The following is a 24,401-nucleotide window of genomic DNA, read 5'->3' on the forward strand; positions in this document are numbered from 1 at the left end:
CGACCTCCCGCGCTCCTACGCTCGGAGCATGAGCAGTCTGCGGCGTCACCGCGTCCTCGTCGTGGAGGACGAGCCCGTCATCAACGGGGCCGTGACCGACCGCCTGACGGCGGAGGGGTACGACGTCACGCAGGCCGTCGACGGCCCGGGTGCCGTGCGCGCCTTCGAGGAGCACGCGCCCGACCTGGTCGTGCTCGACGTGATGCTGCCCGGCTTCGACGGGCACGAGGTGTGCCGCCGCATCCAGGCGGTGCGGCCGGTGCCGGTGCTGATGCTCACGGCGCGCGACGACGAGACCGACGTGCTGGTGGGGCTCGGGGTCGGGGCCGACGACTACATGACCAAGCCGTTCCGGATGCGGGAGCTGGTGGCCCGGGTGGCCGCGCTGCTGCGTCGCGTCGATCGCGCGGCGGAGCTCGCCGAGGCCGCCTCCGGCGGTGTGACCGAGCTCGGCGACCTGCGCATCGACGCCGGCGCGCGGCGGGTGTGGGCCGCGGACGCCGAGGTGCACCTGACCCCGACGGAGTTCGACCTGCTGGTGTGCCTGGCCGGCGCCCCGGGCTCGGTCCTGTCGCGCGACCGCCTGCTCGCCGACGTCTGGGGCTGGCCGGGTGCGTCGGGCACCCGGACGGTCGACAGCCACGTCAAGGCGCTGCGCGCCAAGATCGGCGCCGACCGCGTGCGGACCGTGCACGGCGTGGGCTACGCGCTGGAGCCTGGCCGGTGAGCCTGCTCGACCCGGTCCGATCGGTCAAGGTCAAGCTGGGGCTGCTCGTCGCCGCCAGCGTGCTGGTCGCGGTGGTCGTCACGTCGATCGGAAAAGCGGCAGGAGTGCCGGTCTGGCTGGGGATTCCCGTCACCGTCGCCCTCGCGCTCGGGGTCACCCAGCTGCTCGCGGTCGGCATGACCTCGCCCTTGCGCGAGATGACGGCAGCCGCGCAGCGGATGGCCGGCGGCGACCACGACGTGCGGGTCACCTCCGCCTCGCGCGACGAGATCGGCGAGCTGGCCACGGCGTTCAACCGGATGGCCGAGGAGCTCGGCGCCGTGGACCGGCAGCGCCGCGAGCTGGTGGCCAACGTCAGCCACGAGCTGCGCACCCCCCTGGCCGCGCTCAACGCCCTGCTCGAGAACCTCGCCGACGGCGTCGGCGAGCCCGACCCGGCCGCGCTCCGGGTCGCGCTCGGGCAGGGGGAGCGGATGGCCGGGCTCGTCGGTGACCTGCTCGAGCTGTCCCGCGTCGAGGCCGGTCGCGCCCCGCTCGCTCGCCAGGACGTCGTCGTACGCACCCTGCTGGAGGCGGTCGTCGCCGAGGCGCGCGCCGCCGGCCGCCCCGTGGAGTACGACGTCCGCGTGACCCCGCCCGACCTGACCGTGGCCGGGGACCCGGCACGGTTGCACCAGCTGGTGGCCAACCTGCTCGACAACGCCGCGCGGCACAGTCCACCGGGTGGCGTGGTCACCGTCGGTGCCGAGCGCGCCGGCCAGCGGTGGCGGCTCGACGTCGCCGACCAGGGCCCGGGCGTGGCGCCGGCGCACCGCGAGCGGGCGTTCGAGCGGTTCGGCACCCTCAGCGACGTCGGCGCCGACGGCGGCGGCACCGGGCTCGGCCTGGCCATCGCGCGGTGGGTGACCGACCTGCACGGCGGCGCCATCGGCTTCGTCGACCCCGCACCGGGGAGCGCGGGGGCGCACGTGCGCGCCGAGCTCCCCGTCGTACCTCCTGTTCGCACCGTCCCCGAGGAGACCCCCGTGCCCGACCCCACCGTCCCTTCCGTCCAGTCGGCCCCGGCCGACGCCCGACGACCCGTCCCGCCCGCCGCCCCCGAGTCGCTCACCGACCAGTTGTTCGGCGACTACTGGCCCGAGCGGTCCCTGCCCGGCAACCTCCGCGTGCTCCTCGGGGCGCTCGCGGTCGGGGTGCTGACCTCGATCGTGGTGCCGGACCGCGACCTCGGCATCGGCACTGCCGTCGTGCTGCTCGCGGCCGGAGGCGTCCTGCTCGCCTCGAGCCGCAACCGCCGCGACCCGTTCACCCTCACGTGTGCGGCACTGTGCGCGGTGCTGGCCTCCGTCAGCGCCGTCCGCGACGCGGAGTGGATCGCGGTGCTCTGCGGCCTCGCGGGCGGCGGCCTCTGCGCGGTCGGACTGGTGCGCGGGCGGACCGTGCCCGCCTTCCTGCTCTCCCTGGCCGCCTGGCCGCTCGCGGGGCTGCGCGGCCTGCCGTGGCTGGGCCGGACGCTCCGGGTGGTGACCGGCATCGGCAACAAGGCGGCGCTGTTGCGCACGACCGTGCTGTCCCTGATCGGCCTGGTCGTCTTCGCGGTGCTCTTCGCGTCGGCCGATGCGCTCTTCGCGGAGTGGGTCGGCGCCGTCGTACCCGACCTGGGGTCGGCCGAGCTCGGCCTGCGGGTCTTCATCGCGCTCTTCGTGGGTGGCATCGTGGTCGCCGGCGGCTACCTCGCGCTGAACCCGCCGGTCGTCAGCGCCGGCGAGCGGACCCCCCGGCCGGTCGGCCACCGGTTCGAGTGGCTCGCCCCGGTGCTCGTGGTCGACGCGGTCTTCGTGCTCTTCCTGGTCGCGCAGGCGGCGGTGATCTTCGGCGGGCACGACTACCTGGAGCGCACCACCGGCATCACCTACGCCGACTACGTCCACCAGGGCTTCGGCCAGCTCACCGTCGCGACCGCGCTCACGCTGCTCGTGGTGTGGGCGGCGAGCCGGAAGGCGCCGCGGGCGACCGTGGCCGACCGCGCCTGGCTGCGGGGCTCGCTCGGCGTGCTGTGCGCGGCGACGCTCGTCGTCGTCGCGTCCGCGCTCTACCGGATGGACGTCTACCAGGACGCCTACGGCTTCACCCGGCTGCGGCTCCTCGTCGACGTGTTCGAGGGCTGGCTGGGCCTGCTGGTCGTCGCGGCGATGGTGGGCGGCGTCGTCCTGCGGGCGCCGTGGCTGCCGCGGTTCGGGCTCCTCAGTGGGGTGGCCCTGCTCCTCGGGCTGGCCGCGCTCAACCCGGACGCGTGGATCGCGCGCCACAACATCGACCGCTACGAGGAGACCGGCAAGGTCGACTGGGACTACCTCACCGGCCTCTCCGACGACGCGATCCCCGAGCTGGAGAAGCTGCCGGCCGAGCTCCAGCCGTGCGCGATCGGCCTCGCCGACAACAAGGCCGACGACTGGCTGGAGTGGAACCTCGGCCGCGCCCGGACGTCGGACTTCGTCGACGACCACCAGGGCTGGGTCGTGCCGGCGGACTGCCCCGGCCAGACGACGCACTAGGACGACGAAACTGTCGCTGGGACGATGCAATTGCGTCGTCCCAGCGACAGTTTCACCGTCCGGACGGTGAATCTGTCGCGCGTCAGTCTTGAATGATTCAAGAAAACCCGATAGGACTGGATCCGTGACCCCGGCCCCCGACTTCGAGCAGCTGCTCCGGGGTGCCGAGCTGCGGGTGACCCGACCCCGGGTCGCCGTGCTCGCGGCGGTGCACGCGCAGCCGCACGCCGACACCGACGCCCTGATCGCGGCGGTGCGTGCCGACACCACCCAAGGTGGCGACGTCTCGCACCAGGCCGTGTACGACGTCCTGCGCGCCCTGACCACGGCCGGACTGATCCGTCGGATCCAGCCGTCAGGATCGGTGGCGCGCTACGAGACGCGCGTCGGTGACAACCACCACCACGTCGTGTGCCGCCGCTGCGGCGCGATCGGCGACGTCGACTGCGCCGTCGGCGAGGTCCCCTGCTTGACCGCCTCCGCCGACAACGGCTTCGTGATCGACGAGGCCGAGGTCATCTACTGGGGCACCTGCCCCGACTGCTCCACCGCACGACTCTGAAGTCCAGCAACCCCCTTCGAAAGGTGTCGTCCTCATGACCGACCAGTGTCCCGTCGACCACGGCGTGACCAGCCAGGGCAGCGAGAGCGAGAACCCGGCTCTCGACTCCCCGACGCCCAAGACGTCCTCGCCGCGCACCATCCAGGACTGGTGGCCCAACGCGCTGGACCTGACCGTGCTGCACAAGCAGGCGCCCGCGACCAACCCGCTCGGCGAGGACTTCGACTACGCGGCGGAGTTCGCGAAGCTCGACGTCGAGGCGCTCAAGGCCGACGTCGCCGCGGTGCTGCACGACTCGCAGGACTGGTGGCCGGCTGACTTCGGTCACTACGGCGGCCTGATGATCCGGCTGAGCTGGCACGCCGCCGGCACCTACCGCACCTTCGACGGTCGCGGCGGCGCCGGTGCGGGCGAGCAGCGGTTCGCGCCGCTCAACAGCTGGCCCGACAACGGCAACCTCGACAAGGCTCGCCGCCTGCTGTGGCCGGTGAAGAAGAAGTACGGCCAGAAGATCTCGTGGGCCGACCTGCTCGTGCTCGCCGGCAACGTGGCGCTCGAGGACATGGGCTTCGAGACGTTCGGCTTCGGCTTCGGTCGCGAGGACGTGTGGGAGCCGGAGGAGAACGACTGGGGCTTCGAGGACACCTGGCTGGGCGACGACCGCTACAGCGGCGAGCGCGACCTGGCCGAGCCCTACGGCGCCGTCCAGATGGGCCTGATCTACGTCAACCCCGAGGGCCCCAACGGCAACCCCGACCCGGTCGCCGCCGGCCGTGACATCCGGGAGACCTTCGGCCGGATGGCGATGAACGACGAGGAGACCGTCGCGCTCATCGCGGGCGGCCACACCTTCGGCAAGACCCACGGCGCGGGCGACCCCGACCTCGTCGGCGCGGAGCCCGAGGGCGCCTCGCTCGAGGAGCAGGGCCTCGGCTGGAAGAGTGCCTACGCCAGCGGCAAGGGTGCCGACGCGATCACCAGCGGCCTCGAGGTCACCTGGACCGACAAGCCCACCCAGTGGAGCAACCGGTTCTTCGAGATCCTCTTCGGCTACGAGTGGGAGCTGTCGAAGAGCCCCGCCGGCGCCCACCAGTGGGTGGCGAAGGACGCCGAGGCGATCATCCCCGGCCCCGCCGCCGACTCGCCGAAGCGGCTGCCCACGATGCTCACGACCGACCTCGCGCTGCGTTTCGACCCGATCTACGGTCCGATCTCGCAGCGGTTCCTCGAGAACCCCGAGGAGTTCCGGCTCGCCTTCGCCAAGGCCTGGTACAAGCTGCTCCACCGCGACATGGGCCCGATCGAGCGCTACCTCGGCCCGTGGGTGGCCGAGCCCCAGATCTGGCAGGACCCCGTGCCGGCCGTCTCCGGCGAGCTCGTGGCCGACGCCGACGTGGCGGCGCTGAAGGCCAAGGTGCTCGAGAGCGGGCTCAGCGTGCCGCAGCTGGTGTCCGCGGCATGGGCCTCGGCCTCGACCTACCGCAACACCGACAAGCGCGGCGGCGCCAACGGTGCCCGTGTCCGGCTGGCTCCGCAGAAGGACTGGGACGTCAACAACCCGGCCGACCTCGCGACGGTGCTGTCGACGCTCGAGGAGATCCAGGCAGAGTTCAACGGCGCCGGTGGCGCCCAGGTCTCGCTGGCCGACCTCATCGTGATCGCCGGCAACGCCGCGATCGAGAAGGCCGCCAAGGACGGCGGGGTCGACGTCGCCGTACCCTTCCGTCCCGGTCGGACCGATGCGACCCAGGAGCAGACCGACGTCGAGTCGTTCGAGGTCCTCGAGCCCCGGGCCGACGCGTTCCGCAACTACGCGCGGACCGGCGAGAAGACCCCGCTGGAGCGGCTGCTGGTCGAGCGGGCCTACATGCTCGACCTGTCCGCACCGGAGATGACCGTGCTCCTCGGCGGCATGCGGGTGCTCGGCGCCAACCACGGCCAGTCGAAGCACGGTGTCTTCACCGACCGCGTCGGCGTGCTCACCGCGGACTTCTTCACCAACCTGCTCGACATGGGGGTGGAGTGGAAGGTCGCCGAGTCCGGCGACCAGGTCTACGAGGGTCGCGACCGGGCCTCCGGCGAGGTCGTCCGTACGGCGACCGCGGCCGACCTCGTCTTCGGGTCGAACTCGCAGCTCCGTGCGCTGGCGGAGGTCTACGCCAGCGACGACGCGCGGGAGAAGTTCGTCGCGGACTTCGTGGCGGCCTGGACCAAGGTCATGGAGGCCGACCGCTTCGACGCCTGAGGCGACAGCTGCGCCACATCCGGGAAACCGTCAGTCACCCAGTGACTGGCGGTTTCCCGCATTTGCGGAGCGCACGGCGAGAACTTTTCCGGGAGGACTAGTCCTTCTAGTCATTTAGGACTATGGTCACCTAGTACCCCCCGCGGAGCCGGCCGTTCGAGCCGGCACCGCACCAGTGGCCGAGCCAACCGCCACGTCAGCTCTCGATAACGGGAGTAACCGAACATGCCGTACAAGACTGTCCCGTCGGACGAACGCAAGCAACGCACTGCAGCACTGTTGGCCGAAGCGGTCGATGCTGAGCCCGCTCGTCGCGCCATGCTGCTGGACGAGGTCATCGTCATCAACATCCCGGTCGCGCACGCTCTCGCGTCGCGCTACCGCAACCGTGGCCAACCGCGTGAGGAGCTCGAGCAGGTCGCCTGCCTCGCGCTCACCAAGGCCGTGCAGAACTTCGACCCCGCGCGGGGCGACGACCTGCTGGTCTTCGCGGTGCCGAGCATCCTGGGTGAGCTGAAGCGCTACTTCCGCGACGCCACCTGGACGGTGCGTCCGCCGCGGCGCATCCAGGAGCTGCGACCGCGCATCGCAGCGACCGAGGAGCTGCTGACCCAGAAGCTCGGTCGGCCGCCGCGGCCCAGCGAGGTCGCTGCCGAGGTCGGTTGTGCCACCGAGGACGTGCTCGAGGCCTACGAGTGCGCGACCCTGTCGACGCCCGACTCGCTGCACGAGACCGCGCCGGGCGGTGACTCGGACTACGCCTGGATCGATCGGCTGCCCACCGAGGACATGGGGTTCCAGCACTCCGAGGCCGTCGCGGTCCTCGCCCCGGCCTGCCGCCGGTTGAAGATGCGCGACCGCGAGATCCTGCGGATGCGCTTCTACGAGCAGAAGACCCAGCAGCAGATCGCCGACGAGCTCGGCGTGACGCAGGTCCAGGTCTCCCGCCTGCTCCAGCGGATCCTCACCGATCTCCGCAAGGAGATCTCCGGTCGTCGCCGGCGCACGACGACGAAGAAGGCTGCCTGATTCCCCCGTCGGGCACGCTTTCCTGCCACGGGATGGCCGAGGTCTTCACCTCGGCCATCCCGTTCTTCGTCTCAGCTCGGCGTCACCGGCCTCAGGAGCCGGCGGACCGCCGAGGGGTCTTGTGCGAGCTGTCGCACCACGGCGGGCTCTCGGTGCGGTAGCACCGGCACAACGCCACCACGGGTCGTACGACGGGGTGCACCTGCCCGTCCTCGTCCTCGATCTCGGTGGCGCCCCGCAGGAGGAGCGGGCCGCCCTTGCAGGGCGTCACGCTCACCCGGGTCCCAGCGCTGTCGTCGCTCATGAGGCGATCTCCTCCTCAGGTGCGGACCCCTCGCGCCAGGCGGCCAGCATGACGTCACTCGCGACGGTGTGGACCGCGAGGCAGATCGAGGCGCCCAGGAGCACGTCGGGCCCGAGCGTCGGGTCCGCGGCGACCAGTTCTCCGCAGAGCGCGTTGATCGCGACCTGCTCGTGCACCGAGTCGGCCTCGACGTGCTCGGTGTAGTAGGTCGCGACCTCCGGCGGCAGGCCCAGGCGGTCGGCTCCGGCCGCGATCAGCTTGCACGGCACCGAGCTCGTGGCCTCGAACGCCGCGAAGTGACCTGCCGCGGCGCCGCGGAGCCGGCGGTGGAGGTTGAGCATCGTGCCCGCGTTGACGGTCGCCAGGGTCGTGGCGTCGGCCCCGTCGACGTACGTCGTGATGTCGGTCGGCATGTCGAGGCTCTCCAGCGCCCGGGCGAAGAGGTCGGCGTGCAGCCGGTCGGCGCGGCCGGCACCCAGCTCGTCGTACTGGATCTCGGCCAGGGCCGCCTTGGGCGCGCCGCTGAGCCGCGCCAGCAGCAGGCACTCGACGTCGGCCTCGCGCAGGTGGAAGACCGCACGCTGGGCGAGGTAGGCGCGGAACTGGTCCTCGGTCGCCTCCCGCGCCAGGTAGGCGGCGAGCGCGGGCTCGGTCGCGTCGGTGGTGACGCGCAGCAGCGCCGTCGTCACCTCGTCCGCGGAGGTCGGGAGGTCGTCGTCGGGCTCGGCCAGCTCGCGCAGCGCGCGCTCGAAGACCATCTCGAGCGAGCGGCGTGCTGCGAGGAGCAGGGGGTCCCACTCCAGGAACGGGTCCACGTCGTCGAAGCCGCGGAAGTGCATCTCGTAGAGCATCCAGAGCCCGAGCTGGAAGTCACGGTCGGTCAACGGGTCGCCCACGGCGCGGACGTCGGAGGGCTGCGGCACGCGGCGTCGGCCCGGCGGCGCCGTCAGAGCGCGTACGACGGCCTCGCTGATCGGTCCGCAGGGTCGGGGCAGCCCGTGCGCTGTCGCGTCGGGCGTGGGCACGGCGTGGGGGCCAGGCGGTGAGATCGTCATGAGGTCCCTCTCCTCTGATCGGCAAGCGTCACGAGAACCGACCGACCAGCCCGGAGCCAACCGCGACCGGGGCTTCGGACGAGAGAACCCCGGTGGGCCGGGCCAGTCGGCCGGCGGTCTCGTCGCCGACAGGCCGCGCGTGTCGATCGACCCCTTGGTACCCGGCTCCGGCGGCCGCATCCGTCGCGATCGAGGGCGACCCACCGAGTTCTCCCACCCGATCGGAGCGCGGATCGGGACCCCTCCCACGGGGTATCGGCGGCCCATGCGCGACACCCAGCGAACGACCGTCGGGATCTCGGAGAATCTCGAGAATGAGGAAACCGACGACGGGTACCTCGGCTCCATGACCGCTGTGGACGTGGAAACGGAGATCGCCGCCTTCGGGGACCTCAACGTCCAGTGGGACCGCCGCATCATGCGGCCGAGGCCGTGGACGACCGCCCAGAGCCACTGGGCCGCCGCGCTCTCGGCATCGTGTCCGGACGGTCCCCTCCTCGAGCTGTGCTGTGGCGCCGGCCAGATCGGGCTCCTCGCGGCCATCATGACTGGTCGACCTCTCATCCAGGTCGACCGCGACCCCGTGGCTGCTGCGTACGTACGCCGGAACGCGGCAGCCACGGGGATGACCTCCGACGTCCGTGCGGCGTCGATGGCCGACGCCCTCGCCGACGACGAGCGGGTCGCGCTGGTGATCCTCGACCCGCCATGGGTGCCGTCGGCGGAGGTGGCCGACGAGGACCACCCGCCCAGCACGGTCGACGGCGGCATCGACGGCACCGCGCTGCTGGTGCTCGGTCTCGGGGTGGCGCTGCGTCACCTGATGCCGGGCGGCCACGTCGTCGCCCAGCTCGGCACGCCCCAGCAGGTCGACGTCGTCCGCGCACTCCTCGAGGGCCGCACCGGGAAGCACCCGCGGTGGGTGGTGCGCGAGGTGCGCGACTACCGACCGGGCGGCATGCTCGTCGACATCGGCCCGGACCCGGCGGCCGATGGTGCGCAGCCCCCGTCGGGGGCGCGGCGTTGAGCGACGGGCGTCCCACCACGTCCGCCGGCCGCACCCGTCCGTCCGAGCAGCTCGCCCGCAACTGGAACGAGCTGCTCCAGGAGCTGCGGGTCATGCAGACCGGTGTGCAGATCCTGACGGGCTTCCTGCTCACCGTGCCCTTCAGCGACCGGTTCGCCGACCTCGACCACACCCAACGCACGATCTACCTCTGCGTCCTGTCCGGATCGGTGATGACCACCTGCCTGATCGTGGCGCCCGTGTCGTTCCACCGTGTTCTCTTCCGGCAGCAGCAGCGGCCCTGGATGGTCGAGGCGGCGAACGTGAGCGCACGCGTCGGGCTCGCGGGGCTGGCGCTCGTGTCGGCAGCGGTGGTGCTCCTCGTCTTCGACGTCGTGCTGGGCACGACGGCCGGCATCATCGCCTCGCTGGCCGTCCTCACCGTCTTCACGAGCCTGTGGCTGGGGGTGCCGCTGGTGGCGAGGCGACGATGAGCCGTCTCGTCGTCACCCTCTCCCTTCTCCTGCTGCTGGTCACGGGGTGCCTCGTCACCGGGTGCACCGTCAGCCAACCCGGGCCCGCGGACTGGCGGGACCAGGCCCGCCAGACGCTCGACGACGTCTCGAGCGAGGTCGCCACTGCCCGCTTGGTGCTCGGTCAGCTGGACGCGGGGAAGGTGCCCTCGTCGTACGGCGTCACCATGGCTGCCGACGCCGAGGAGGCCGCGTCCAAGGCCGAGGAGAAGCTGTCGTCGCTCCAGGCTCCGGCATCGCTCGGCGGGCTGCCCGACAAGGTCCTGTCGCTGATCGGCCGTGCCACCGAGGCGGTGCAGCAGGCGCGGGAGGCCGTCGTCGACGAGCGGTACGACGTCCCGCACCTGCGGCGCGAGCTGGGCCGGCTGCACGCCGCCCTCGACCGGCGGAAGGCAGCGTTGTGAGGCGGCGGCCGTGAAGCGCTACCTGGCCGTCGCCCTCGGCGTCCTCACCGCCATCGGCGGGTTCGTGGACATCGGGGACCTGGTCACCAACGCGTTGGTGGGGTCCCGGTTCGGCATGTCGCTGGGCTGGGCCGTCGTCGTGGGCGTCGCGGGCATCTGCATCTTCGCCGAGATGTCCGGCCGGATCGCGGCCGTCAGCCACCGCGCCACCTTCGACCTGGTCCGCGAGCGGCTCGGGCCCCGGGTCGGCCTGCTCAACCTGGTGGGGTCCATCGCGGTCACGCTGCTCACGTTCATCGCGGAGATCGGCGGCGTCGCCCTCGCGCTCGAGCTGGTCACGTCGGTCTACTACCTGGCCTGGGTCCCTGTCGTCGCCCTGCTCGTGTGGCTGGTCCTGTGGCGCGCGAAGTTCTCGCTGATGGAGAACGTGCTCGGCCTCCTCGGTCTCTCCCTGATCGTCTTCAGCGTGGCGGCCTGGCAGCTGCACCCCGACTGGGGGCACCTCGGTCACCAGATGGCGACCGCCGACAAGCCGCTGGGGGAGAGCTGGACGACCTACGCGTACTACGCGATCGCGCTCTTCGGGGCCGCGATGACGCCGTACGAGGTGTTCTTCTTCTCCTCGGGCGGGGTCGAGGAACGCTGGACGACCAAGGACATCGTCACGATGCGCACCAACGTGTTCATCGGCTTCCCGCTTGGCGGCATCCTCTCCCTCTCGATCGCGGCGGCCGCGACCACGGTCTACAGCCCGCTCGGCATCTCCGTCGACACCCTCGGTCAGGTGGGGCTGCCGGTGGCCGTGGCGCTGGGCAAGATCGGTCTCGCCATCGTCATCCTCGGCTTCGTCGCCGCCACCTTCGGCGCGGCCTGCGAGACGGGGCTCTCCGTCGGCTACAGCCTCGCGCAGTACGGCGGTTGGCAGTGGGGCAAGTACGTCAAGCCGCAGCTCGCCGGGGCCTTCCACGCGACGATCGTGGTCAGCGTGCTGCTCGCGGCCGGGGTGCTGATGACGATGGTCGACCCGATCCTGGTCACGGAGTTCTCGGTGGTGTTCTCCGCCATCGCGCTGCCCCTGACGTACTTCCCGATCCTGGTCGTGGCCAACGACCCGGACTACCTCGGCGAGCACACCAACGGGCGCGTGACCAACGTGCTCGCGTCCGGCTACCTGGTCCTCATCGTCATCGCGTCGGTCGCGGCGCTGCCGTTGATGGTGATCACGAAGATGGGGCAGTGACGTGGGTGCGGAGATGCACGACTTCCGGCCGGACCACCCCGGCCCGATCGACGGCTGGCCCGATGCCGGCTTCGACGCGGTGCTGCACCTGCTGGACCGGCAGATCGTCGACTCCAACGGCCAGCTGGTCGGCAAGGTCGACGACATCGAGCTCGTCGAGGACCCGGACGGACGGTTGGTCCCGACGGCGCTGCTGGTGGGGATGGCGGCGCTGCTGCCGCGCTTCGGTGCGCACGCCTTCCGCTCGTGGGCGCGGCTCGCGCCGGCGTTCGCCGAGCGCTACCAGCCGGGCGTCGTGGAGATCGACCTCGTCGACGACGTGACCAGCGGGGTCCACCTGAGCGTGGAGCGGGACGGACTGCTGCGCAGCCGCATCGACGAGGTCGGGCATCCGGTCCGGCACCGCCTCTCGACGCTGCTGGCGATGCGGGTCGACCTCCCGCCCGATGCGGGTGCCGCCTCGCACCACGCGCGCGTGCTCGACGTACGCCTGCGCAGCCGAGCCGGAGCATCCGGCGTGCAGGTCGGCGCGCTGCTCGTCGGCCGGGGCCGGCCGGGCTCGATGCTCGGCTACGAGCGGTCGCCGGAGCGCGGTCCGTGGTTGATCGCTTCCGTCGTGCGGTGGTTGCACCGGCACTCGCGGCTCGTCGAGGTCGGCGACGGTGTCGAGGTCGACTGGGACGCCGGGGTGGTGCGGGTCGCGGCGGGTGCGGCGGTCCGGCCGGTGGTCGACCGGTCCGCTGACGGCCCCGCTTGACCTCCGGCGTTGCGGGTACCGAACCTCTCCGTGCTGCCGACGAACGGAGGAGGAGTCCGATGCCTGCCGGTAAGAAGCCCGGTCCCAGCGTCAAGGACGACAAGACCTACGAGGCCCTGCGGCGCGACGGGGCCAGCAAGGAGAAGGCCGCCCGCATCGCGAACGCCGGCGCGGCCCAGGGCAAGAAGAAGGTCAGCAGCCGAGGCGGGAAGTCCGGCGACTACGAGGACTGGACCGTCGACAAGCTGCGCAAGCGCGCTGCCGAGATCGGCATCGACGGGCGCTCCGGAATGCGCAAGGGCGAGCTGATCAAGGCCCTGCGCAACCACTGAGGAGCCGGCCCTCCCGCTCGTCGAGTTGTCCGAGCCCCTGGGCGAGGACGTATCGAGACGCCTGCGCCTGGCCGCGGGCGTGGGGTCGGCGGGTATCTCACCGGGTCTCGTGACGGTCGCTAGCGCGACCTCCTCGACCAGCGGTCGCGCGCGACCTCCTCGACCAGCGGTCGCTAGCGCGACCTCCTCGACCAGCGGCCGCTCTGGGCGACTTCCTCGACCAGCGACCGGCCTCCTCGACCAGCGACCACACTCCTCGACCAGCGGCGACCTCCTCAGGCCGGCGGGTAGCCGCTCTCCTTGAGGAGGCGTGCGAGGTGGGCGGTGTTGGCGGCGGCGGTCTTCGTCGTGCTCGCGGTCTTCTCGGGCGTCTCGTCGAGGTCGTTGTAGTCGGTGCCCTGCATCGCCTCGCCGACCCAGTACGTCGACCCGTTGGCCGCCACGCTGAAGCCGACGTCGTTCAGCGCCTGGAGGCACTCGGCGGTCACGTGGTGGGCGCCGTCCTCGTTGCCCACGACCGCGACGGCGGCGACCTTGCCGTAGGTCGACATCCGCCCCTCGTCGTCGGTCTCGGACAGCTCGGCGTCGAGCCGCTCGAGCACCATCTTGCAGACCGAGGACGGCTGGCCCATCCAGATCGGCGTCGCGATCACCAGGATGTCGCTGGCCAGCACCTGCTCGCGGATCGTCGGCCAGGCGTCGCCGTCGCCCTCGTCGGTGCTGACGCCGAACCGCACGTCGTGGTCACGGACCCGCACGAGCGACCCGGCGACACCGTGCTCGCCCAATGCGGTGAGCAGCTGCTCGCCCAGTGCGACCGAGCTCGACGGCGCGGGCGACGGCTTGAGCGTGCAGGACAGGACGAGTGCGGTGAGGTCGGTCATCGTGGCCCGGTACCCCCACCCATCGGGCCCTACCCGGTCAGCGCGGGCAGTACTGCGCCAGCCAGGCGCCGAACGGCGCCTGGGCTGCGTTGTCGCTCTCCACGTCGGCCGGCTCCGACGGCGCGATCGACGGGGTGAACGAGGGGTCGACGCTGCCGTGCACGTCGTCGAGCACCGCGCCGAGCTCGGTGTAGCCGGCGGGGTCGAGGCTCTCGGGCACGCCGAGGTCCTGCAGCGCGCTGACCGCCGCGAGGACCGCGTCGGCGTTGGTGGACGTCGGGTCAGCCACGTAGGCGCCCTGGGTCTGCACGACCCGGTCCCAGCCCGCGCACCAGTCGTCGTCGGAGACGACGGCCGGCCCCGAGCTCGTCGTCGTGCGGTCGGCGCCGCTGCCGTCGGAGTCGCCGTCTCCCGACGCCACGACCAGCACGAGCACCACGACGACGACCACGACGGCGGCCGCGACGGTAGCGAGGAGGAACGGACGCTTCATGACGGTCTTCCTACACCCATCGCGAGAACCAGATGCGGTCGAGCCACTCGCTCGTCGTGAGCAGCCCGTTGGTCCAGATCGGCCAGAACCACGCGAAGTTCACCAGCACCAGCACCAGGAACGCGCCGCTGACCACCACCCCGACCGTGCGTCGGGTCGACGGCAGGCGTGACGGCCCGATCAGGGTGCCGATCGAGAGCGTCAGCGCCATCGCGACGAAGGGCAGGATCGCGATCGCGTAGAAGAGGAAGATGGGGCGGTCGTCGTACTGCAGCCACGGCAGCCAGGTCGACAACGTGCCGACCACCGCGACGCCGTAGCGCCAGTCCCGCCGGCCGATCCACATCACCACGCCGAAGAGCAACGCGATGCAGCCGGTCCACCAGATCATCGGCGTGCCGATGAGGAGCACCTGCCGGATGCAGTCCTCGCCCGGCGCGGCGTCGCAGGCGGGGTCGCGCGGCAGGTTCTGGTCGTCGGCGCTGAGCTCGCGGTTCTCCGGCTGGATGTCGTTGGTGACGGCGACGCCGACCGGCCGGTTGAGCAGCAGCCAGCTCGAGGGCTTCGAGGCGTAGGTGTGCGTCGAGCAGTTCAGGAAGTGCGTGTGGAACGTGTAGACGTCCTGGTGGTAGTACCAGAGCGAGCGCAGCGACTGCCACAGCTCCGCGGGGCCGTGCGCGTCGGGCTCCGTCGCGGTCGGCCAACGCTTGCTGCGGTCGAGGTCGGTGGCGATGTAGGAGTCGTCGTCCTTCGCGCAGTGGCCGTGGCCGGTGTACTGGCGGTACTGCGTCGAGCTCAGGTGGTCCTCGAAGGCGTTCGCGTGGAGCAGCCACCCGGTCCAGGTGGCGATGTAGACGAGCAGGCCGATGACGACCAGGTGGACGAACGCCGGTACGCCGTCGGCGACCGCCGACTTCACCACCGACCACCGCACGCCGAAGCTGCGCCGCGCCCCGGCCGACCAGAGCCACACCATCAGGCCGAACGCCGCGAGCGGGTAGATCGCGACCCACTTGGTGCCGCAGGCCAGCCCGAAGCTGATCCCACCGGCGAGCAGCCACGGCCGGAAGAGCATCGCGCGGACCGGTCCCCACCGGGGCGGTGCCTCGTCGTCGACCAGGCGGGCCATCCGGTCGCGGAACCAGTCGCGGTCCGCGACGATGCAGTGGATGCCGCAGAGCAGGAAGAACGCCAGGAAGATGTCGAGCAGCGCGAGCCGCGACAGCACGAAGTGCAGGCCGTCGAGCATCACCAGCATGCCGCCGATGCATCCCAGCAGGGTCGAGCCCGTCATCCGGCGCAACAGCCGGCACATGACGAGCACCATCAGCGCGCCGACCACGGCCGACGCGATGCGCCAGCCGAACGGGTCCATGCCGAAGCTCTTCTCGCCGAGCGCGATCAGCCACTTGCCGACCTCGGGGTGCACCGCCATCGACGGGTCGCCGGTCCAGACGTGGTCGACGTGCCCGGCCAGGATGTCGTCGTCGATCTTGTTGGCCGTGTTGCCGTCGACGTCGGTCAGGTAGGTCTGCGCATAGCCGTTGTGCAGCATCGACCAGGCGTCCTTGGCGTAGTACGTCTCGTCGAAGGCGAAGCGAGCCGGGGTGCCGAGGTGGTAGAGCCGCAGGGCGAGCGCGACCAGGGTCACGCTGATCGGCGCCAGCCAGCCGATCGCCCGGTCGCTCGGCCGCAGCCGGCGCAGAGAGCTGCGCGCGCGTTCGTACGCCGTCGGCACCGGCCACCCGTCCGCCGTCCGTGAGAGGCCCGCCCACTTCTGCCTGGGCCGCTCGTCGGTCGCCGTCACGACGGTGAACTCTACGGTCCCTGCCATGATCGTCTCGTGACCTCTCCGGGTGTGCTCGTGCTGGCGGCGACACCGATCGGCCGGGTGGGGGACGCGCCGCCGCGGCTCGCCGAGGAGCTGGCCGGGGCGGACGTGGTGGCCGCCGAGGACACGCGGCGGCTGCGCCGCCTGGTCTCCGACCTGGGCGTCGAGCTCGCCGGGCGGGTCGTCTCCTACTTCGAGGGCAACGAGTCGGCCCGCACCCCCCAGCTGCTCGAGGCGCTGGAGGCGGGGGACCGCGTCGTGCTCGTGACCGATGCCGGCATGCCGTCGGTGTCCGACCCCGGCTACCGCCTCGTGGCTGCGGCCGTCGCGGCCGACATCCGGGTGACCGCGGTGCCCGGCCCGAGCGCGGTGCTCACCGCGCTGGCGGTCTCCGGGCTGCCGGTCGACCGGTTCTGCTTCGAGGGGTTCCTGCCGCGCAAGGCCGGCGAGCGGGGCCGGCGGCTGGCCGACCTCGCTGCCGAGCCGCGCACGATGGTCTTCTTCGAGTCCCCGCACCGCACCGCGACCGCGCTGGCCGCGATGGCCGAGGCGTTCGGGGACGACCGGCCGGGAGCGGTGTGCCGTGAGCTGACGAAGACCTACGAGGAGGTACGACGGGGCCCGCTCTCCGAGCTCGTGGCGTGGGCGGCCGACGGCGTACGGGGCGAGGTGACGATCGTCGTGCAGGGAGCCCCGGAGGCATCTACCAGTCACCTGACTGACAACGCTAGCCTGCGGGAGGCGGTCGACGCGCTGGTGGGCGAGGGCCAGTCCCGCAAGGACGCGATCGCCGCGGTGGCCCGGACGACCGGGCTGCCCAAGCGCGAGGTCTACCAGGTGGTGCACAGTGGCGAGGACACGGATGACTGAGGCCGATCGGATCAGCACGGTCGAGCGCGAGGGGCTGGTCTTCGACGTCGTCGACGAGGGGCCGCTCGACGGCGAGACCGTCGTGCTGCTGCACGGCTGGCCGGAGCGAGCGACCAGCTGGGGCGAGGTCACGCCGGTCCTCAACGCCGCCGGATTCCGCACGTTCGTGCCCGACCGTCGCGGCTTCTCGCCCCGCGCGCGACCGAAGCGCCGCCGCGACTACACGTTGCCCGACCTGACCGACGACGTCGTCGCCCTCATCGACGCGATCGGCGGCAGCGTGCACGTCGTGGGTCACGACTGGGGCGCCGCGGTCGCCTGGTGCGTCGCCGGCCACCACCCCGCGAAGGTGCGCACCCTCACCGCCGTCTCGGTCGCGCACCCGGCTGCGTTCATGAAGGCGATGCTGCGCTCCGACCAGGCCCTCAGGTCCTGGTACATGGGCCTCATCCAGCTCCCGCTGCTCCCCGAGCTGGTGGTGGAGCGGCGAGCAGCGTGGTTCGACGTGCAGCTGCTCAAGGGCGGCATGAGCAAGGCCGACGTACGGCGGTTCCGTCGCGAGATCGTCGAGGACGGCGCGTTCCCGACCTCGCTCAACTGCTACCGCGCCCTGCCGTTCACCAAGCCGGGCTTCGTCCGCTTCCGCGTCGCGGCACCGACCACGATGGTGTGGAGCGACGAAGACGTCGCCCTGGGGCGCTGGGCCGTCGAGCACGCGGCCGACTGGTGCGACGGCGACTTCGAGCTCGTCGTGCTCGAGGGCCTCTCGCACTGGATCCCCACGGAGGCGCCCGAGGTGCTCGCCGAGACGATCCTGGAGAGAATCATCGGGTGACCGAGGCCCTCGACCTGCCCTCAGCTCCCGAGCCGCTGCCGCACCCGGTGGTCGACAACCATTGCCACCTCGACATCGGTCGCGGTGGTCCGGGTGCACAGGCGTGGGACGTGCGGGAGGCGATCGACGCGGCGGTCGCCGTCGGCGTACGACGGATCGTGCAGATCGGCTGCGACCTGCGTCGTGCCACGCAGGCGGTCGAGCTCGCTCGCACGCACCCCGAGGTCGTGGCCGGGGTCGCGCTGCACCCCAACGAGGCCCCGCGGCTCGATGCCGCCGGCGGCCTCGATGCCGCGCTGGAGACGATCGAGCGGCTCGCCGCCGTCCATCCGCGGGTGCGCGCGGTGGGAGAGACCGGCCTCGACAGCTTCCGCACGGGCGAGGAGGGCCGGGCGGCCCAGGTGCGCTCGTTCGCGGCGCACATCGACATCGCCAAGCGGCTCGACAAGACACTGGTGATCCACGACCGCGAGACGCACCAGGAGGTGCTCGACGTCCTCGACGCCGAGGGTGCGCCCGATCGCTGGGTCATGCATTGCTTCTCCGGTGACGCCGACTTCGCCCGGCAGTGCCTGGACCGCGGCGCCTACCTCTCCTTCGCCGGCACGGTGACCTTCAAGAACGCCGCACCGCTGCGCAACGCGCTGGTGGTGACGCCGCAGGACCGGCTGCTCGTCGAGACCGACGCGCCGTACCTGACCCCCCACCCGCACCGCGGCCGCACCAACGCCTCCTACCTGGTGCCGCTGACCGTGCGGGCCATGGCGGAGGTGCGCGGTGACGACCTCGGCGAGCTGTGCGCGGCCATCGACGCCACCACCGAGCAGGCCTTCGGCGGCTCGTGGTGAGGGGACGGTCTCAGCTCGCAGAGTGCTAACAAAAGCAAGCAAGCGGGTGTGGCCGCTGGGGCCAATGAGGCGAAATCGAGGTGAAACAGGTCACCCGCTGAGCGTGGAAGCGGCGTCGCCGGTTTGCCATCGGGTGCTTGCTCTTGTTCTCGTAGATCGCAGAAAGCCGGGATCGGGACCTCTCGACCAGCACTGAGAAGCATCACGGGCGGCGCCGTACGTATGAGGTACGGCGGCACCTGTCTCGGGAGTAGTGCTGGCACCCGTGGCCCGGGGAGTACGACGTTCGGAGAACCGTGCCCGTTGACGAGCACCCTACCCAGTCCCTCTCGACCCCTCCCTCGCTGAAGACCCGCGCCGCCGCCCTGCTCGGCTGGGCCGCGCGCAGCAGGGTCGCCCTCATCGCCACCACCGCCGTGGTCCTGACCTCCGTCGCGGTCGCCACCGCCGGCTACCGGTCGATGAGCACCCCCGTCACGCTGTCCGTGGACGGCCAGGAGCGCCAGGTGCGCGTCATGGGCGACACGGTCGGCGACGTCCTCGATGCCGAGGGCATCGAGCTGACCTCCCACGACGTGGTCCAGCCCGACCCCGACGAGACCATCTCCGACGGCACCCGCATCTCGGTGCGCTACGGCCGTCCGGTCGAGCTGACCGTCGACGGCAAGGAGACGACCCACTGGGTCACGGCGACCAACGTCGACGACGCGCTCGGCCAGATCGGGGCGCTCTACCGCGGCGCCCGCCTGTCCACCAGCCGCGGCGCCGACATCGACCGCGGCGGCATGGAGCTGCGCGTCGTGACGCCGAAGAAGCTCACCGTCACGCTCGCCGGCAAGAAGCCGCGCAAGGTGACCGTGCCGGCGCTGACCGCGACCGACGCCCTCCGTGCGCTGCACGTGAAGGTCGACAAGCACGACCTCGTCTTCCCGAAGCACGGGAAGAAGCTCGATGACGGCGACAAGGTCCGCTGGGTCGACATCGAGATCAAGCACAAGGACATCAAGGGCGAGTCGTTCTCGGCCCCGACGATCACCCGCGAGGACAGCTCGTCGCCCGAGGGCACCGAGACCGTCGTCCGCGACGGGGTCGCCGGCGTGCGCGACGCCTCGTACAAGCTCACCTTCCGCAACGGCGAGCTCGTGAAGCGCGTCCTGCTGCACTCCGACGTGAAGACCCAGCCGGTCGCCGAGATCGTCGAGGTCGGCACCCAGGAGGTCGTGACCTCCAACTACGCCGGCGGCAGCACCGCCTGGGACCGGATCGCCCAGTGCGAGTCCGGCGGCAACTGGGCCGCCAACACCGGCAACGGCTACTACGGCGGGCTCCAGTTCAGCCTCGGCACCTGGCAGGCGTACGGCGGCTCCGGCCTCCCGTCCAACGCCTCGCGGGAGACCCAGATCGCGATCGCCGAGAAGGTGCGCGCGGCCTCGGGCGGCTACGGCGCGTGGCCCGTGTGCGGCCGGCTCGCGTACTGAGTCGCTAGCCTCACCTGCATGACGAGCTCCGCCGGTCCGAGACTCCTCGGGCCGGCGGAGGTCCGTCTTCTGGCCGACCGGCTCGGCATCCGCCCGACCAAGCAGCGCGGGCAGAACTTCGTCATCGACGCCAACACCGTGCGGCGCATCGTCCGCGAGTCCAAGGTCACCGCGGACGACGTGGTGGTCGAGGTCGGCCCCGGACTCGGCTCGCTGACGCTGGCGCTCCTCGAGACCGGCGCGTCGGTGACCGCCATCGAGATCGACCCCGTGCTCGGCGAGGCGCTGCCCGCCACGATCGCGGAGCACGCACCGGACCAGGCCGACCGGGTGCGCGTCGTGCTCGCCGACGCGCTGCAGGTCACCGACCTGCCGGGGCCCGCACCGACCGCGCTCGTCGCCAACCTGCCCTACAACGTGTCGGTGCCGGTGCTGCTGCACCTGCTCGCCCTGCTGCCCTCGCTGGAGAAGGGCCTGGTCATGGTGCAGGCGGAGGTCGCCGACCGGCTGGCGGCGCCCCCCGGCTCGAAGACGTACGGCGTCCCGTCGGTCAAGGCCGCGTGGTACGCCGACGTCCGCCGGGCCGGTGCCATCGGCCGCAACGTCTTCTGGCCGGCGCCCAACGTCGACTCCGGGCTCGTCGCCTGGACCCGACGGGAGCCGCCCACCACGGCGGTCCCGCGCGAGCAGGTCTTCGCCGTGGTCGACGCCGCGTTCTCCCAGCGGCGCAAGGTGCTGCGCGGCGTGCTGCGCGGGCTCGCCGGATCGGGCGAGGCCGCGGAGGCCGCGCTGGTCCGTGCGGGGGTCGATCCGCTGGCGCGCGGGGAGTCGCTCGACATCTCCCAGTTCGTGCGTATCGCCGAGGAGTTGGCAGGCTCTGCACGTGAGGCCGAAGGAGAGGGCGGTGGTTGAGGTGCGAGCGCAGCGAGCCTCGACACCGTCGGTGACGGTGCGTGCGCCCGCCAAGATCAACGCCTACCTCGGTGTCGGGCGGGTGCGCGACGACGGCTTCCACCCGCTGGAGACCGTCTACCAGGCGGTGTCGCTCTACGACGACGTCACCGTCACCTCCGCCGAGGAGTGGTCGGTGTCGACGATGGTGGAGGGGCCTCACGTCGACCTCTCGTCGGTGCCCGACGACGACACCAACATCGCGATCCGTGCGGGCCGGGCGCTCGTCGAGCACCACGGCATCGAGCGCGCCGCCGCGATCGAGATCAGCAAGAGCATCCCCGTCGCCGGGGGGATGGCGGGCGGGTCGGCGGACGCCGCCGCGACGCTCGTCGCGCTCGACCGCCTGTGGTCGCTCGGCACGTCCGACGACGACCTGCTGGCGATCGGGGCTGAGCTCGGCTCCGACGTACCCTTCGCGCTCGTCGGCGGCACCGCCACCGGCACCGGCCGCGGCGAGGTCGTCACGCCGGTGGAGGACAACGGTTCGTGGTGGTGGGTGGTGATCTTCAACGACGAGGGCCTCTCGACACCGTCGGTCTACGGTGCCTACGACCTCCTCGAGGAGGGCGACCACGACTACCGGATCCGTCCGGCCATGCTCGACGCGCTCCGCTCGCCGGGGTCGGAGGGCCTGGAGGTGTTCCTCTACAACGACCTCGAGTCGGCCGCCTTCTACCTGCGGCCCGACCTCGAGCGGGCCGCCGAGGCCGCGCTCGAGTGCGGCGCGATCATGGCGCTGCTGTCGGGGTCGGGGCCGACGATGCTCGCCCACGCGAGCGACGCCGACGACGCGCGCCTCATCGCCGGCCGCCTCGCCGGCCGGGGCTACGAGCAGACCGCCGTCGTGCACGGCCCGGTCGCCGGCGCGCACGTGGTCGCCTACTCATGAGCAACCTCCTCAACCTCGAGCGCGTCTCGAAGGCGTACGGCGTCCGCCCGCTCCTCTCCGACGTCTCCCTCGGCGTCGGGGCGGGCGAGCGGATCGGCATCGTGGGCCGCAACGGCGACGGCAAGACCACGCTGCTCCGGGTGATGACGGGCGAGGAGCAGCCCGACGAGGGCCGGGTGTCGCGCCAGCGCGGACTGCTCGTCGGCTACCTCCAGCAGAGCGACGACTACTCCGACACCCACACCGTCCGCGAGGTGGTGCTCGGCGGGCGTGCGGACCACGAGTGGGCCGCCGACCCCGTGCTGCGCGAGATCGTGACCGTGCTGCTCGCGGGCGTCGAGCTCGACCGCGCTGTCGTGGGCCTGTCGGGCGGTGAGCGTCGTCGCTGCGGGCTGGCGGGCCTGCTCATCGGCGAGCACGACCTGATCGTCCTCGACGAGCCGACCAACCACCTCGACGTCGAGGCCGTCGCGTGGCTCGCGTCGCACCTCGCCTCGCGGTCGTCCGCGCTCGTCGTGGTGACCCACGACCGCTGGTTCCTCGACGCGGTCTGCCAGCAGACCTGGGAGGTGCACGACGGCGTCGTCGACGCCTACGAGGGCGGCTACGCGGCATTCGTGCTGGCCAAGGCCGAACGGCAGCGGCAGGCCGCGGCCTCGGAGGTACGCCGGCAGAACCTCGTCCGCAAGGAGCTCGCCTGGTTGCGGCGCGGCGCCCCCGCGCGGACGTCGAAGCCGAAGTTCCGCATCGACGCGGCCAACGAGCTCATCGAGGACGTGCCGCCGCCGCGTGACCGGCTCGAGCTCCAGCGCTTCGCGACCCAGCGGCTCGGCAAGGACGTCGTCGACCTCGAGGACGTCGACCTGCGCCGCGGCGTGCCCGGTGCCGGCGAGCGCGTCCTTCTCGACCACGCCACGTGGCGCCTCGGCCCGGGCGACCGCGTCGGGATCGTCGGCGTCAACGGGGCCGGCAAGACGTCGGTGCTGTCGCTGCTCTCCGGCGAGCTCGCGCCGCAGCACGGACGCGTGCGGCACGGGCGGACCGTCGTACTCCGGCACCTGTCGCAGAACGTCGACGTCGAGGACCCCGAAGCACGGGTGCTCGCGACCGTCGAGTCGATCAGGCGGGTCACCCGCACGGTCGACGGCGAGGTCACCGCCAGCTCCCTGCTCGAGCGCTTCGGCTTCACCGGTGACAAGCTCACCGCGCGCCTCGGCGACCTCTCCGGTGGTGAGCGCCGCCGCTTCCAGCTGCTGCGGCTGCTGCTCACCGAGCCCAACGTGCTGCTCCTCGACGAGCCGACCAACGACCTCGACATCGAGACGCTCAACGTCCTCGAGGACTTCCTCGACGGCTGGCCCGGCACCCTCGTCGTCGTCTCCCACGACCGCTACTTCCTCGAGCGCGTCACCGACTCCGTCTGGGCGCTCCTCGGCGACGGCCAGATCTCGATGCTGCCTCGTGGCGTCGACGAGTACCTCGAGCGTCGCTCGGCCGACGTCGCACTGTCCTCGGCGGGCGCACCGTCCTCGGCCGGCGCACCGTCCTCGGCGGGCGCGCCTTCCGCCGCCGGGAGCGCACCTCCGCCCGCCGACGGCGTCGCGCGCGCCAAGGCCGGCTCGGCCGAGGAGCGTGCGGCGCGCAAGACGCTCGCCCGCCTCGACAAGCAGCTCGAGCGGATCGCGGAGCAGGAGGCGAAGCTGACGGCCGCGCTGGTCGAGCACGCCACCGACCCGGAGCGGCTCACGACCCTCGGCACCGAGCTGAGCGCGCTGCTCGAGGAGAAGGAGGCGGTCGAGATGGAGTGGCTCGAGGCCGCCGCCGTGCTCGAGTGACGCTCGGCTGAGGTCGGAGACGCCCCCACCGATCGCAGTCGTGTGCCTCTCGCCGACCTATGGGACGTGCTTAGGCACACGACTCCTGCTTGGCAGTGCCCGGCGCCCTCGCCGCCGATCGCAGTCGTGTGCCTCTCGCCGACCTATGGGACGTGCTCAGGCACACGACTCCTGCTTGGCAGTGCCCGGCGCCCTCTCTACTCCGCGAAGGGCAGGAGCAGCTGGCGCAGCAGCCCCGCCAGCACGTCCTGGTCGGCGACCGAGAGGTCCGCGAGCAGCTCGCGCTCGGCGTCGAGGAGAGCGCTGAAGGCACCGTCGACGGCGTCCTTGCCCTCGGGGGTGAGGCGGACGAGGACGCCGCGGCGGTCCGAGGGATCGGGGTGGCGCTCGACCAGTCCGCGCGCGGTGAGGCGGTCGACCCGGTTGGTCATCGTCCCGCTCGTCACGAGCGTCTCGCGCAGCAGCCGCCCCGGCGAGAGCTCGTACGGCGACCCGGCCCGCCGCAGGGCGGCGAGCACGTCGAACTCCCACGGCTCGATGTCGTGGGCCGTGAAGGCGGCGCGGCGCGCGCGGTCGACGTGGTGGCCCAGTCGTGAGATGCGGCTGAAGACGGCGACCGGCCCGAGGTCGAGGTCGTCACGCTCGCGTGTCCACGCGTCGAGCAGCGCGTCCACCTCGTCCCGGTCGGCCATGCGCGCACATTACCGGATCAGTCGAGAATCTTGACGTCAAGAT

Annotated in this window: 24 protein-coding genes; 18 read left to right on the forward strand and 6 right to left on the reverse strand. The window is 71.9% G+C overall.

Annotated elements, in window-relative coordinates; all coding sequences use genetic code 11:
- The first annotated feature begins 28 nt into the window (after positions 1–28).
- The 5 genes from ACAX67_RS04965 (at position 29) to ACAX67_RS04985 (ending at position 7,118) form a co-directional block, all read left to right on the forward strand.
- A complete protein-coding gene (locus tag ACAX67_RS04965) occupies positions 29–727 on the forward strand; it encodes a response regulator (RefSeq protein WP_370702703.1) in 699 nt (232 codons plus the stop codon).
- Positions 724–3,282, forward strand: a complete 2,559-nt coding sequence (locus ACAX67_RS04970) for a DUF4153 domain-containing protein (protein ID WP_370702704.1) — start codon at positions 724–726, stop codon at positions 3,280–3,282. Before ACAX67_RS04965 ends, ACAX67_RS04970 begins: the two co-directional genes overlap by 4 nt.
- Before the next feature lie 124 nt (positions 3,283–3,406).
- A complete protein-coding gene (locus ACAX67_RS04975) occupies positions 3,407–3,844 on the forward strand; it encodes a Fur family transcriptional regulator (RefSeq protein WP_370702705.1) in 438 nt (145 codons plus the stop codon).
- 34 nt (positions 3,845–3,878) lie between these two features.
- The gene (gene katG / locus ACAX67_RS04980) at positions 3,879–6,089 is read left to right on the forward strand and encodes a catalase/peroxidase HPI (protein WP_370702706.1); all 2,211 of its coding nucleotides are present in this window, start codon (positions 3,879–3,881) and stop codon (positions 6,087–6,089) included.
- Positions 6,090–6,314: 225 nt separating this feature from the next.
- The gene (locus ACAX67_RS04985) at positions 6,315–7,118 is read left to right on the forward strand and encodes a sigma-70 family RNA polymerase sigma factor (protein WP_370702707.1); all 804 of its coding nucleotides are present in this window, start codon (positions 6,315–6,317) and stop codon (positions 7,116–7,118) included.
- Positions 7,119–7,209: 91 nt separating this feature from the next.
- Here the strand turns inward: ACAX67_RS04985 and ACAX67_RS04990 are convergent, their stop codons facing one another.
- Together ACAX67_RS04990 and ACAX67_RS04995 are read right to left on the reverse strand one after the other, a co-directional pair.
- Positions 7,210–7,422, reverse strand: coding sequence for a CDGSH iron-sulfur domain-containing protein (locus ACAX67_RS04990; protein ID WP_370702708.1), 213 nt, complete (start codon positions 7,420–7,422; stop codon positions 7,210–7,212).
- Entirely contained in the window at positions 7,419–8,477 is a 1,059-nt protein-coding gene (locus tag ACAX67_RS04995; RefSeq protein ID WP_370702709.1) for an iron-containing redox enzyme family protein, read from the reverse strand. The genes ACAX67_RS04990 and ACAX67_RS04995 overlap by 4 nt, the downstream gene beginning before the upstream one ends.
- A 346-nt stretch (positions 8,478–8,823) precedes the next feature.
- Between ACAX67_RS04995 and ACAX67_RS05000 the strand changes: the two genes are divergently transcribed.
- Genes ACAX67_RS05000 through ACAX67_RS05025 form a run of 6 tightly spaced genes read left to right on the forward strand, consistent with a single transcriptional unit; the run spans position 8,824 to position 12,749 of the window.
- Positions 8,824–9,504, forward strand: coding sequence for a methyltransferase (locus tag ACAX67_RS05000; RefSeq protein ID WP_370702710.1), 681 nt, complete (start codon positions 8,824–8,826; stop codon positions 9,502–9,504).
- Positions 9,501–9,977, forward strand: coding sequence for a DUF6328 family protein (locus ACAX67_RS05005; RefSeq protein WP_370702711.1), 477 nt, complete (start codon positions 9,501–9,503; stop codon positions 9,975–9,977). Before ACAX67_RS05000 ends, ACAX67_RS05005 begins: the two co-directional genes overlap by 4 nt.
- Positions 9,974–10,420: a hypothetical protein gene (locus ACAX67_RS05010; protein ID WP_370702712.1), complete on the forward strand. Its 447-nt coding sequence runs from the start codon at positions 9,974–9,976 to the stop codon at positions 10,418–10,420. Before ACAX67_RS05005 ends, ACAX67_RS05010 begins: the two co-directional genes overlap by 4 nt.
- 10 nt (positions 10,421–10,430) lie before the next feature.
- Positions 10,431–11,660 carry an NRAMP family divalent metal transporter gene (locus ACAX67_RS05015; protein ID WP_370702713.1) on the forward strand — a complete coding sequence of 410 codons (1,230 nt, stop codon included), beginning with the start codon at positions 10,431–10,433 and terminating at the stop codon, positions 11,658–11,660.
- Between the two features lies 1 nt (position 11,661).
- Positions 11,662–12,417, forward strand: coding sequence for a hypothetical protein (locus ACAX67_RS05020; protein ID WP_370702714.1), 756 nt, complete (start codon positions 11,662–11,664; stop codon positions 12,415–12,417).
- A gap of 59 nt (positions 12,418–12,476) precedes the next feature.
- Complete coding sequence (locus ACAX67_RS05025; protein ID WP_370702715.1) at positions 12,477–12,749, forward strand: DUF7218 family protein; 273 nt, start codon at positions 12,477–12,479, stop codon at positions 12,747–12,749.
- Positions 12,750–13,024: 275 nt separating this feature from the next.
- Here the strand turns inward: ACAX67_RS05025 and ACAX67_RS05030 are convergent, their stop codons facing one another.
- The 3 genes from ACAX67_RS05030 to ACAX67_RS05040 are packed head-to-tail and all read right to left on the reverse strand — an operon-like array spanning position 13,025 to position 15,960.
- Positions 13,025–13,633 carry a flavodoxin family protein gene (locus ACAX67_RS05030; protein ID WP_370702716.1) on the reverse strand — a complete coding sequence of 203 codons (609 nt, stop codon included), beginning with the start codon at positions 13,631–13,633 and terminating at the stop codon, positions 13,025–13,027.
- A gap of 37 nt (positions 13,634–13,670) precedes the next feature.
- Positions 13,671–14,126, reverse strand: coding sequence for a hypothetical protein (locus ACAX67_RS05035; RefSeq protein WP_370702717.1), 456 nt, complete (start codon positions 14,124–14,126; stop codon positions 13,671–13,673).
- 10 nt (positions 14,127–14,136) lie between these two features.
- Positions 14,137–15,960, reverse strand: coding sequence for a dolichyl-phosphate-mannose--protein mannosyltransferase (locus ACAX67_RS05040; protein WP_370702718.1), 1,824 nt, complete (start codon positions 15,958–15,960; stop codon positions 14,137–14,139).
- Between the two features lie 9 nt (positions 15,961–15,969).
- Here ACAX67_RS05040 and rsmI point away from each other — a divergent pair, with 9 nt between their 5' ends.
- The 7 genes from rsmI to ACAX67_RS05075 all read left to right on the forward strand — a co-directional run bounded on the left by rsmI (position 15,970) and on the right by ACAX67_RS05075 (position 23,666).
- Positions 15,970–16,827: a 16S rRNA (cytidine(1402)-2'-O)-methyltransferase gene (gene rsmI, locus ACAX67_RS05045; protein WP_370702719.1), complete on the forward strand. Its 858-nt coding sequence runs from the start codon at positions 15,970–15,972 to the stop codon at positions 16,825–16,827.
- Complete coding sequence (locus ACAX67_RS05050; protein WP_370702720.1) at positions 16,820–17,662, forward strand: alpha/beta fold hydrolase; 843 nt, start codon at positions 16,820–16,822, stop codon at positions 17,660–17,662. The genes rsmI and ACAX67_RS05050 overlap by 8 nt, the downstream gene beginning before the upstream one ends.
- Complete coding sequence (locus ACAX67_RS05055; protein ID WP_370702721.1) at positions 17,659–18,510, forward strand: TatD family hydrolase; 852 nt, start codon at positions 17,659–17,661, stop codon at positions 18,508–18,510. The genes ACAX67_RS05050 and ACAX67_RS05055 overlap by 4 nt, the downstream gene beginning before the upstream one ends.
- Positions 18,511–18,806: 296 nt before the next feature.
- The gene (locus ACAX67_RS05060) at positions 18,807–19,988 is read left to right on the forward strand and encodes a resuscitation-promoting factor (protein ID WP_370702722.1); all 1,182 of its coding nucleotides are present in this window, start codon (positions 18,807–18,809) and stop codon (positions 19,986–19,988) included.
- Positions 19,989–20,006: 18 nt separating this feature from the next.
- Entirely contained in the window at positions 20,007–20,900 is an 894-nt protein-coding gene (gene rsmA / locus ACAX67_RS05065) for a 16S rRNA (adenine(1518)-N(6)/adenine(1519)-N(6))-dimethyltransferase RsmA (RefSeq protein WP_370702723.1), read from the forward strand.
- Entirely contained in the window at positions 20,893–21,831 is a 939-nt protein-coding gene (locus ACAX67_RS05070) for a 4-(cytidine 5'-diphospho)-2-C-methyl-D-erythritol kinase (RefSeq protein WP_370702724.1), read from the forward strand. The genes rsmA and ACAX67_RS05070 overlap by 8 nt, the downstream gene beginning before the upstream one ends.
- Positions 21,828–23,666: an ABC-F family ATP-binding cassette domain-containing protein gene (locus tag ACAX67_RS05075; RefSeq protein ID WP_370702725.1), complete on the forward strand. Its 1,839-nt coding sequence runs from the start codon at positions 21,828–21,830 to the stop codon at positions 23,664–23,666. The genes ACAX67_RS05070 and ACAX67_RS05075 overlap by 4 nt, the downstream gene beginning before the upstream one ends.
- 197 nt (positions 23,667–23,863) lie before the next feature.
- On the opposite strand, the gene ACAX67_RS05080 is transcribed toward ACAX67_RS05075, so the two are convergent.
- Positions 23,864–24,358, reverse strand: coding sequence for a MarR family winged helix-turn-helix transcriptional regulator (locus ACAX67_RS05080; RefSeq protein WP_370702726.1), 495 nt, complete (start codon positions 24,356–24,358; stop codon positions 23,864–23,866).
- Positions 24,359–24,401: the final 43 nt, after the last annotated feature.

Origin of the sequence: Nocardioides candidus, from assembly GCF_041321175.1 — a bacterium.
Lineage (GTDB): Bacteria > Actinomycetota > Actinomycetes > Propionibacteriales > Nocardioidaceae > Nocardioides.

What these genes read in the sequence shown, in the direction of transcription:
- ACAX67_RS04965 (WP_370702703.1), top strand. Translation starts at nt 29, where the DNA reads ATGAGCAGTCTGCGGCGTCACCGCGTCCTCGTCGTGGAGGACGAGCCC.
- katG (WP_370702706.1), top strand. Translation starts at nt 3,879, where the DNA reads ATGACCGACCAGTGTCCCGTCGACCACGGCGTGACCAGCCAGGGCAGC.
- ACAX67_RS04985 (WP_370702707.1), top strand. Translation starts at nt 6,315, where the DNA reads ATGCCGTACAAGACTGTCCCGTCGGACGAACGCAAGCAACGCACTGCA.
- ACAX67_RS04990 (WP_370702708.1), bottom strand. Translation starts at nt 7,422, where the DNA reads ATGAGCGACGACAGCGCTGGGACCCGGGTGAGCGTGACGCCCTGCAAG.
- ACAX67_RS04995 (WP_370702709.1), bottom strand. Translation starts at nt 8,477, where the DNA reads ATGACGATCTCACCGCCTGGCCCCCACGCCGTGCCCACGCCCGACGCG.
- ACAX67_RS05000 (WP_370702710.1), top strand. Translation starts at nt 8,824, where the DNA reads ATGACCGCTGTGGACGTGGAAACGGAGATCGCCGCCTTCGGGGACCTC.
- ACAX67_RS05010 (WP_370702712.1), top strand. Translation starts at nt 9,974, where the DNA reads ATGAGCCGTCTCGTCGTCACCCTCTCCCTTCTCCTGCTGCTGGTCACG.
- ACAX67_RS05025 (WP_370702715.1), top strand. Translation starts at nt 12,477, where the DNA reads ATGCCTGCCGGTAAGAAGCCCGGTCCCAGCGTCAAGGACGACAAGACC.
- ACAX67_RS05030 (WP_370702716.1), bottom strand. Translation starts at nt 13,633, where the DNA reads ATGACCGACCTCACCGCACTCGTCCTGTCCTGCACGCTCAAGCCGTCG.
- ACAX67_RS05035 (WP_370702717.1), bottom strand. Translation starts at nt 14,126, where the DNA reads ATGAAGCGTCCGTTCCTCCTCGCTACCGTCGCGGCCGCCGTCGTGGTC.
- ACAX67_RS05040 (WP_370702718.1), bottom strand. Translation starts at nt 15,960, where the DNA reads ATGGCAGGGACCGTAGAGTTCACCGTCGTGACGGCGACCGACGAGCGG.
- ACAX67_RS05050 (WP_370702720.1), top strand. Translation starts at nt 16,820, where the DNA reads ATGACTGAGGCCGATCGGATCAGCACGGTCGAGCGCGAGGGGCTGGTC.
- rsmA (WP_370702723.1), top strand. Translation starts at nt 20,007, where the DNA reads ATGACGAGCTCCGCCGGTCCGAGACTCCTCGGGCCGGCGGAGGTCCGT.
- ACAX67_RS05075 (WP_370702725.1), top strand. Translation starts at nt 21,828, where the DNA reads ATGAGCAACCTCCTCAACCTCGAGCGCGTCTCGAAGGCGTACGGCGTC.
- ACAX67_RS05080 (WP_370702726.1), bottom strand. Translation starts at nt 24,358, where the DNA reads ATGGCCGACCGGGACGAGGTGGACGCGCTGCTCGACGCGTGGACACGC.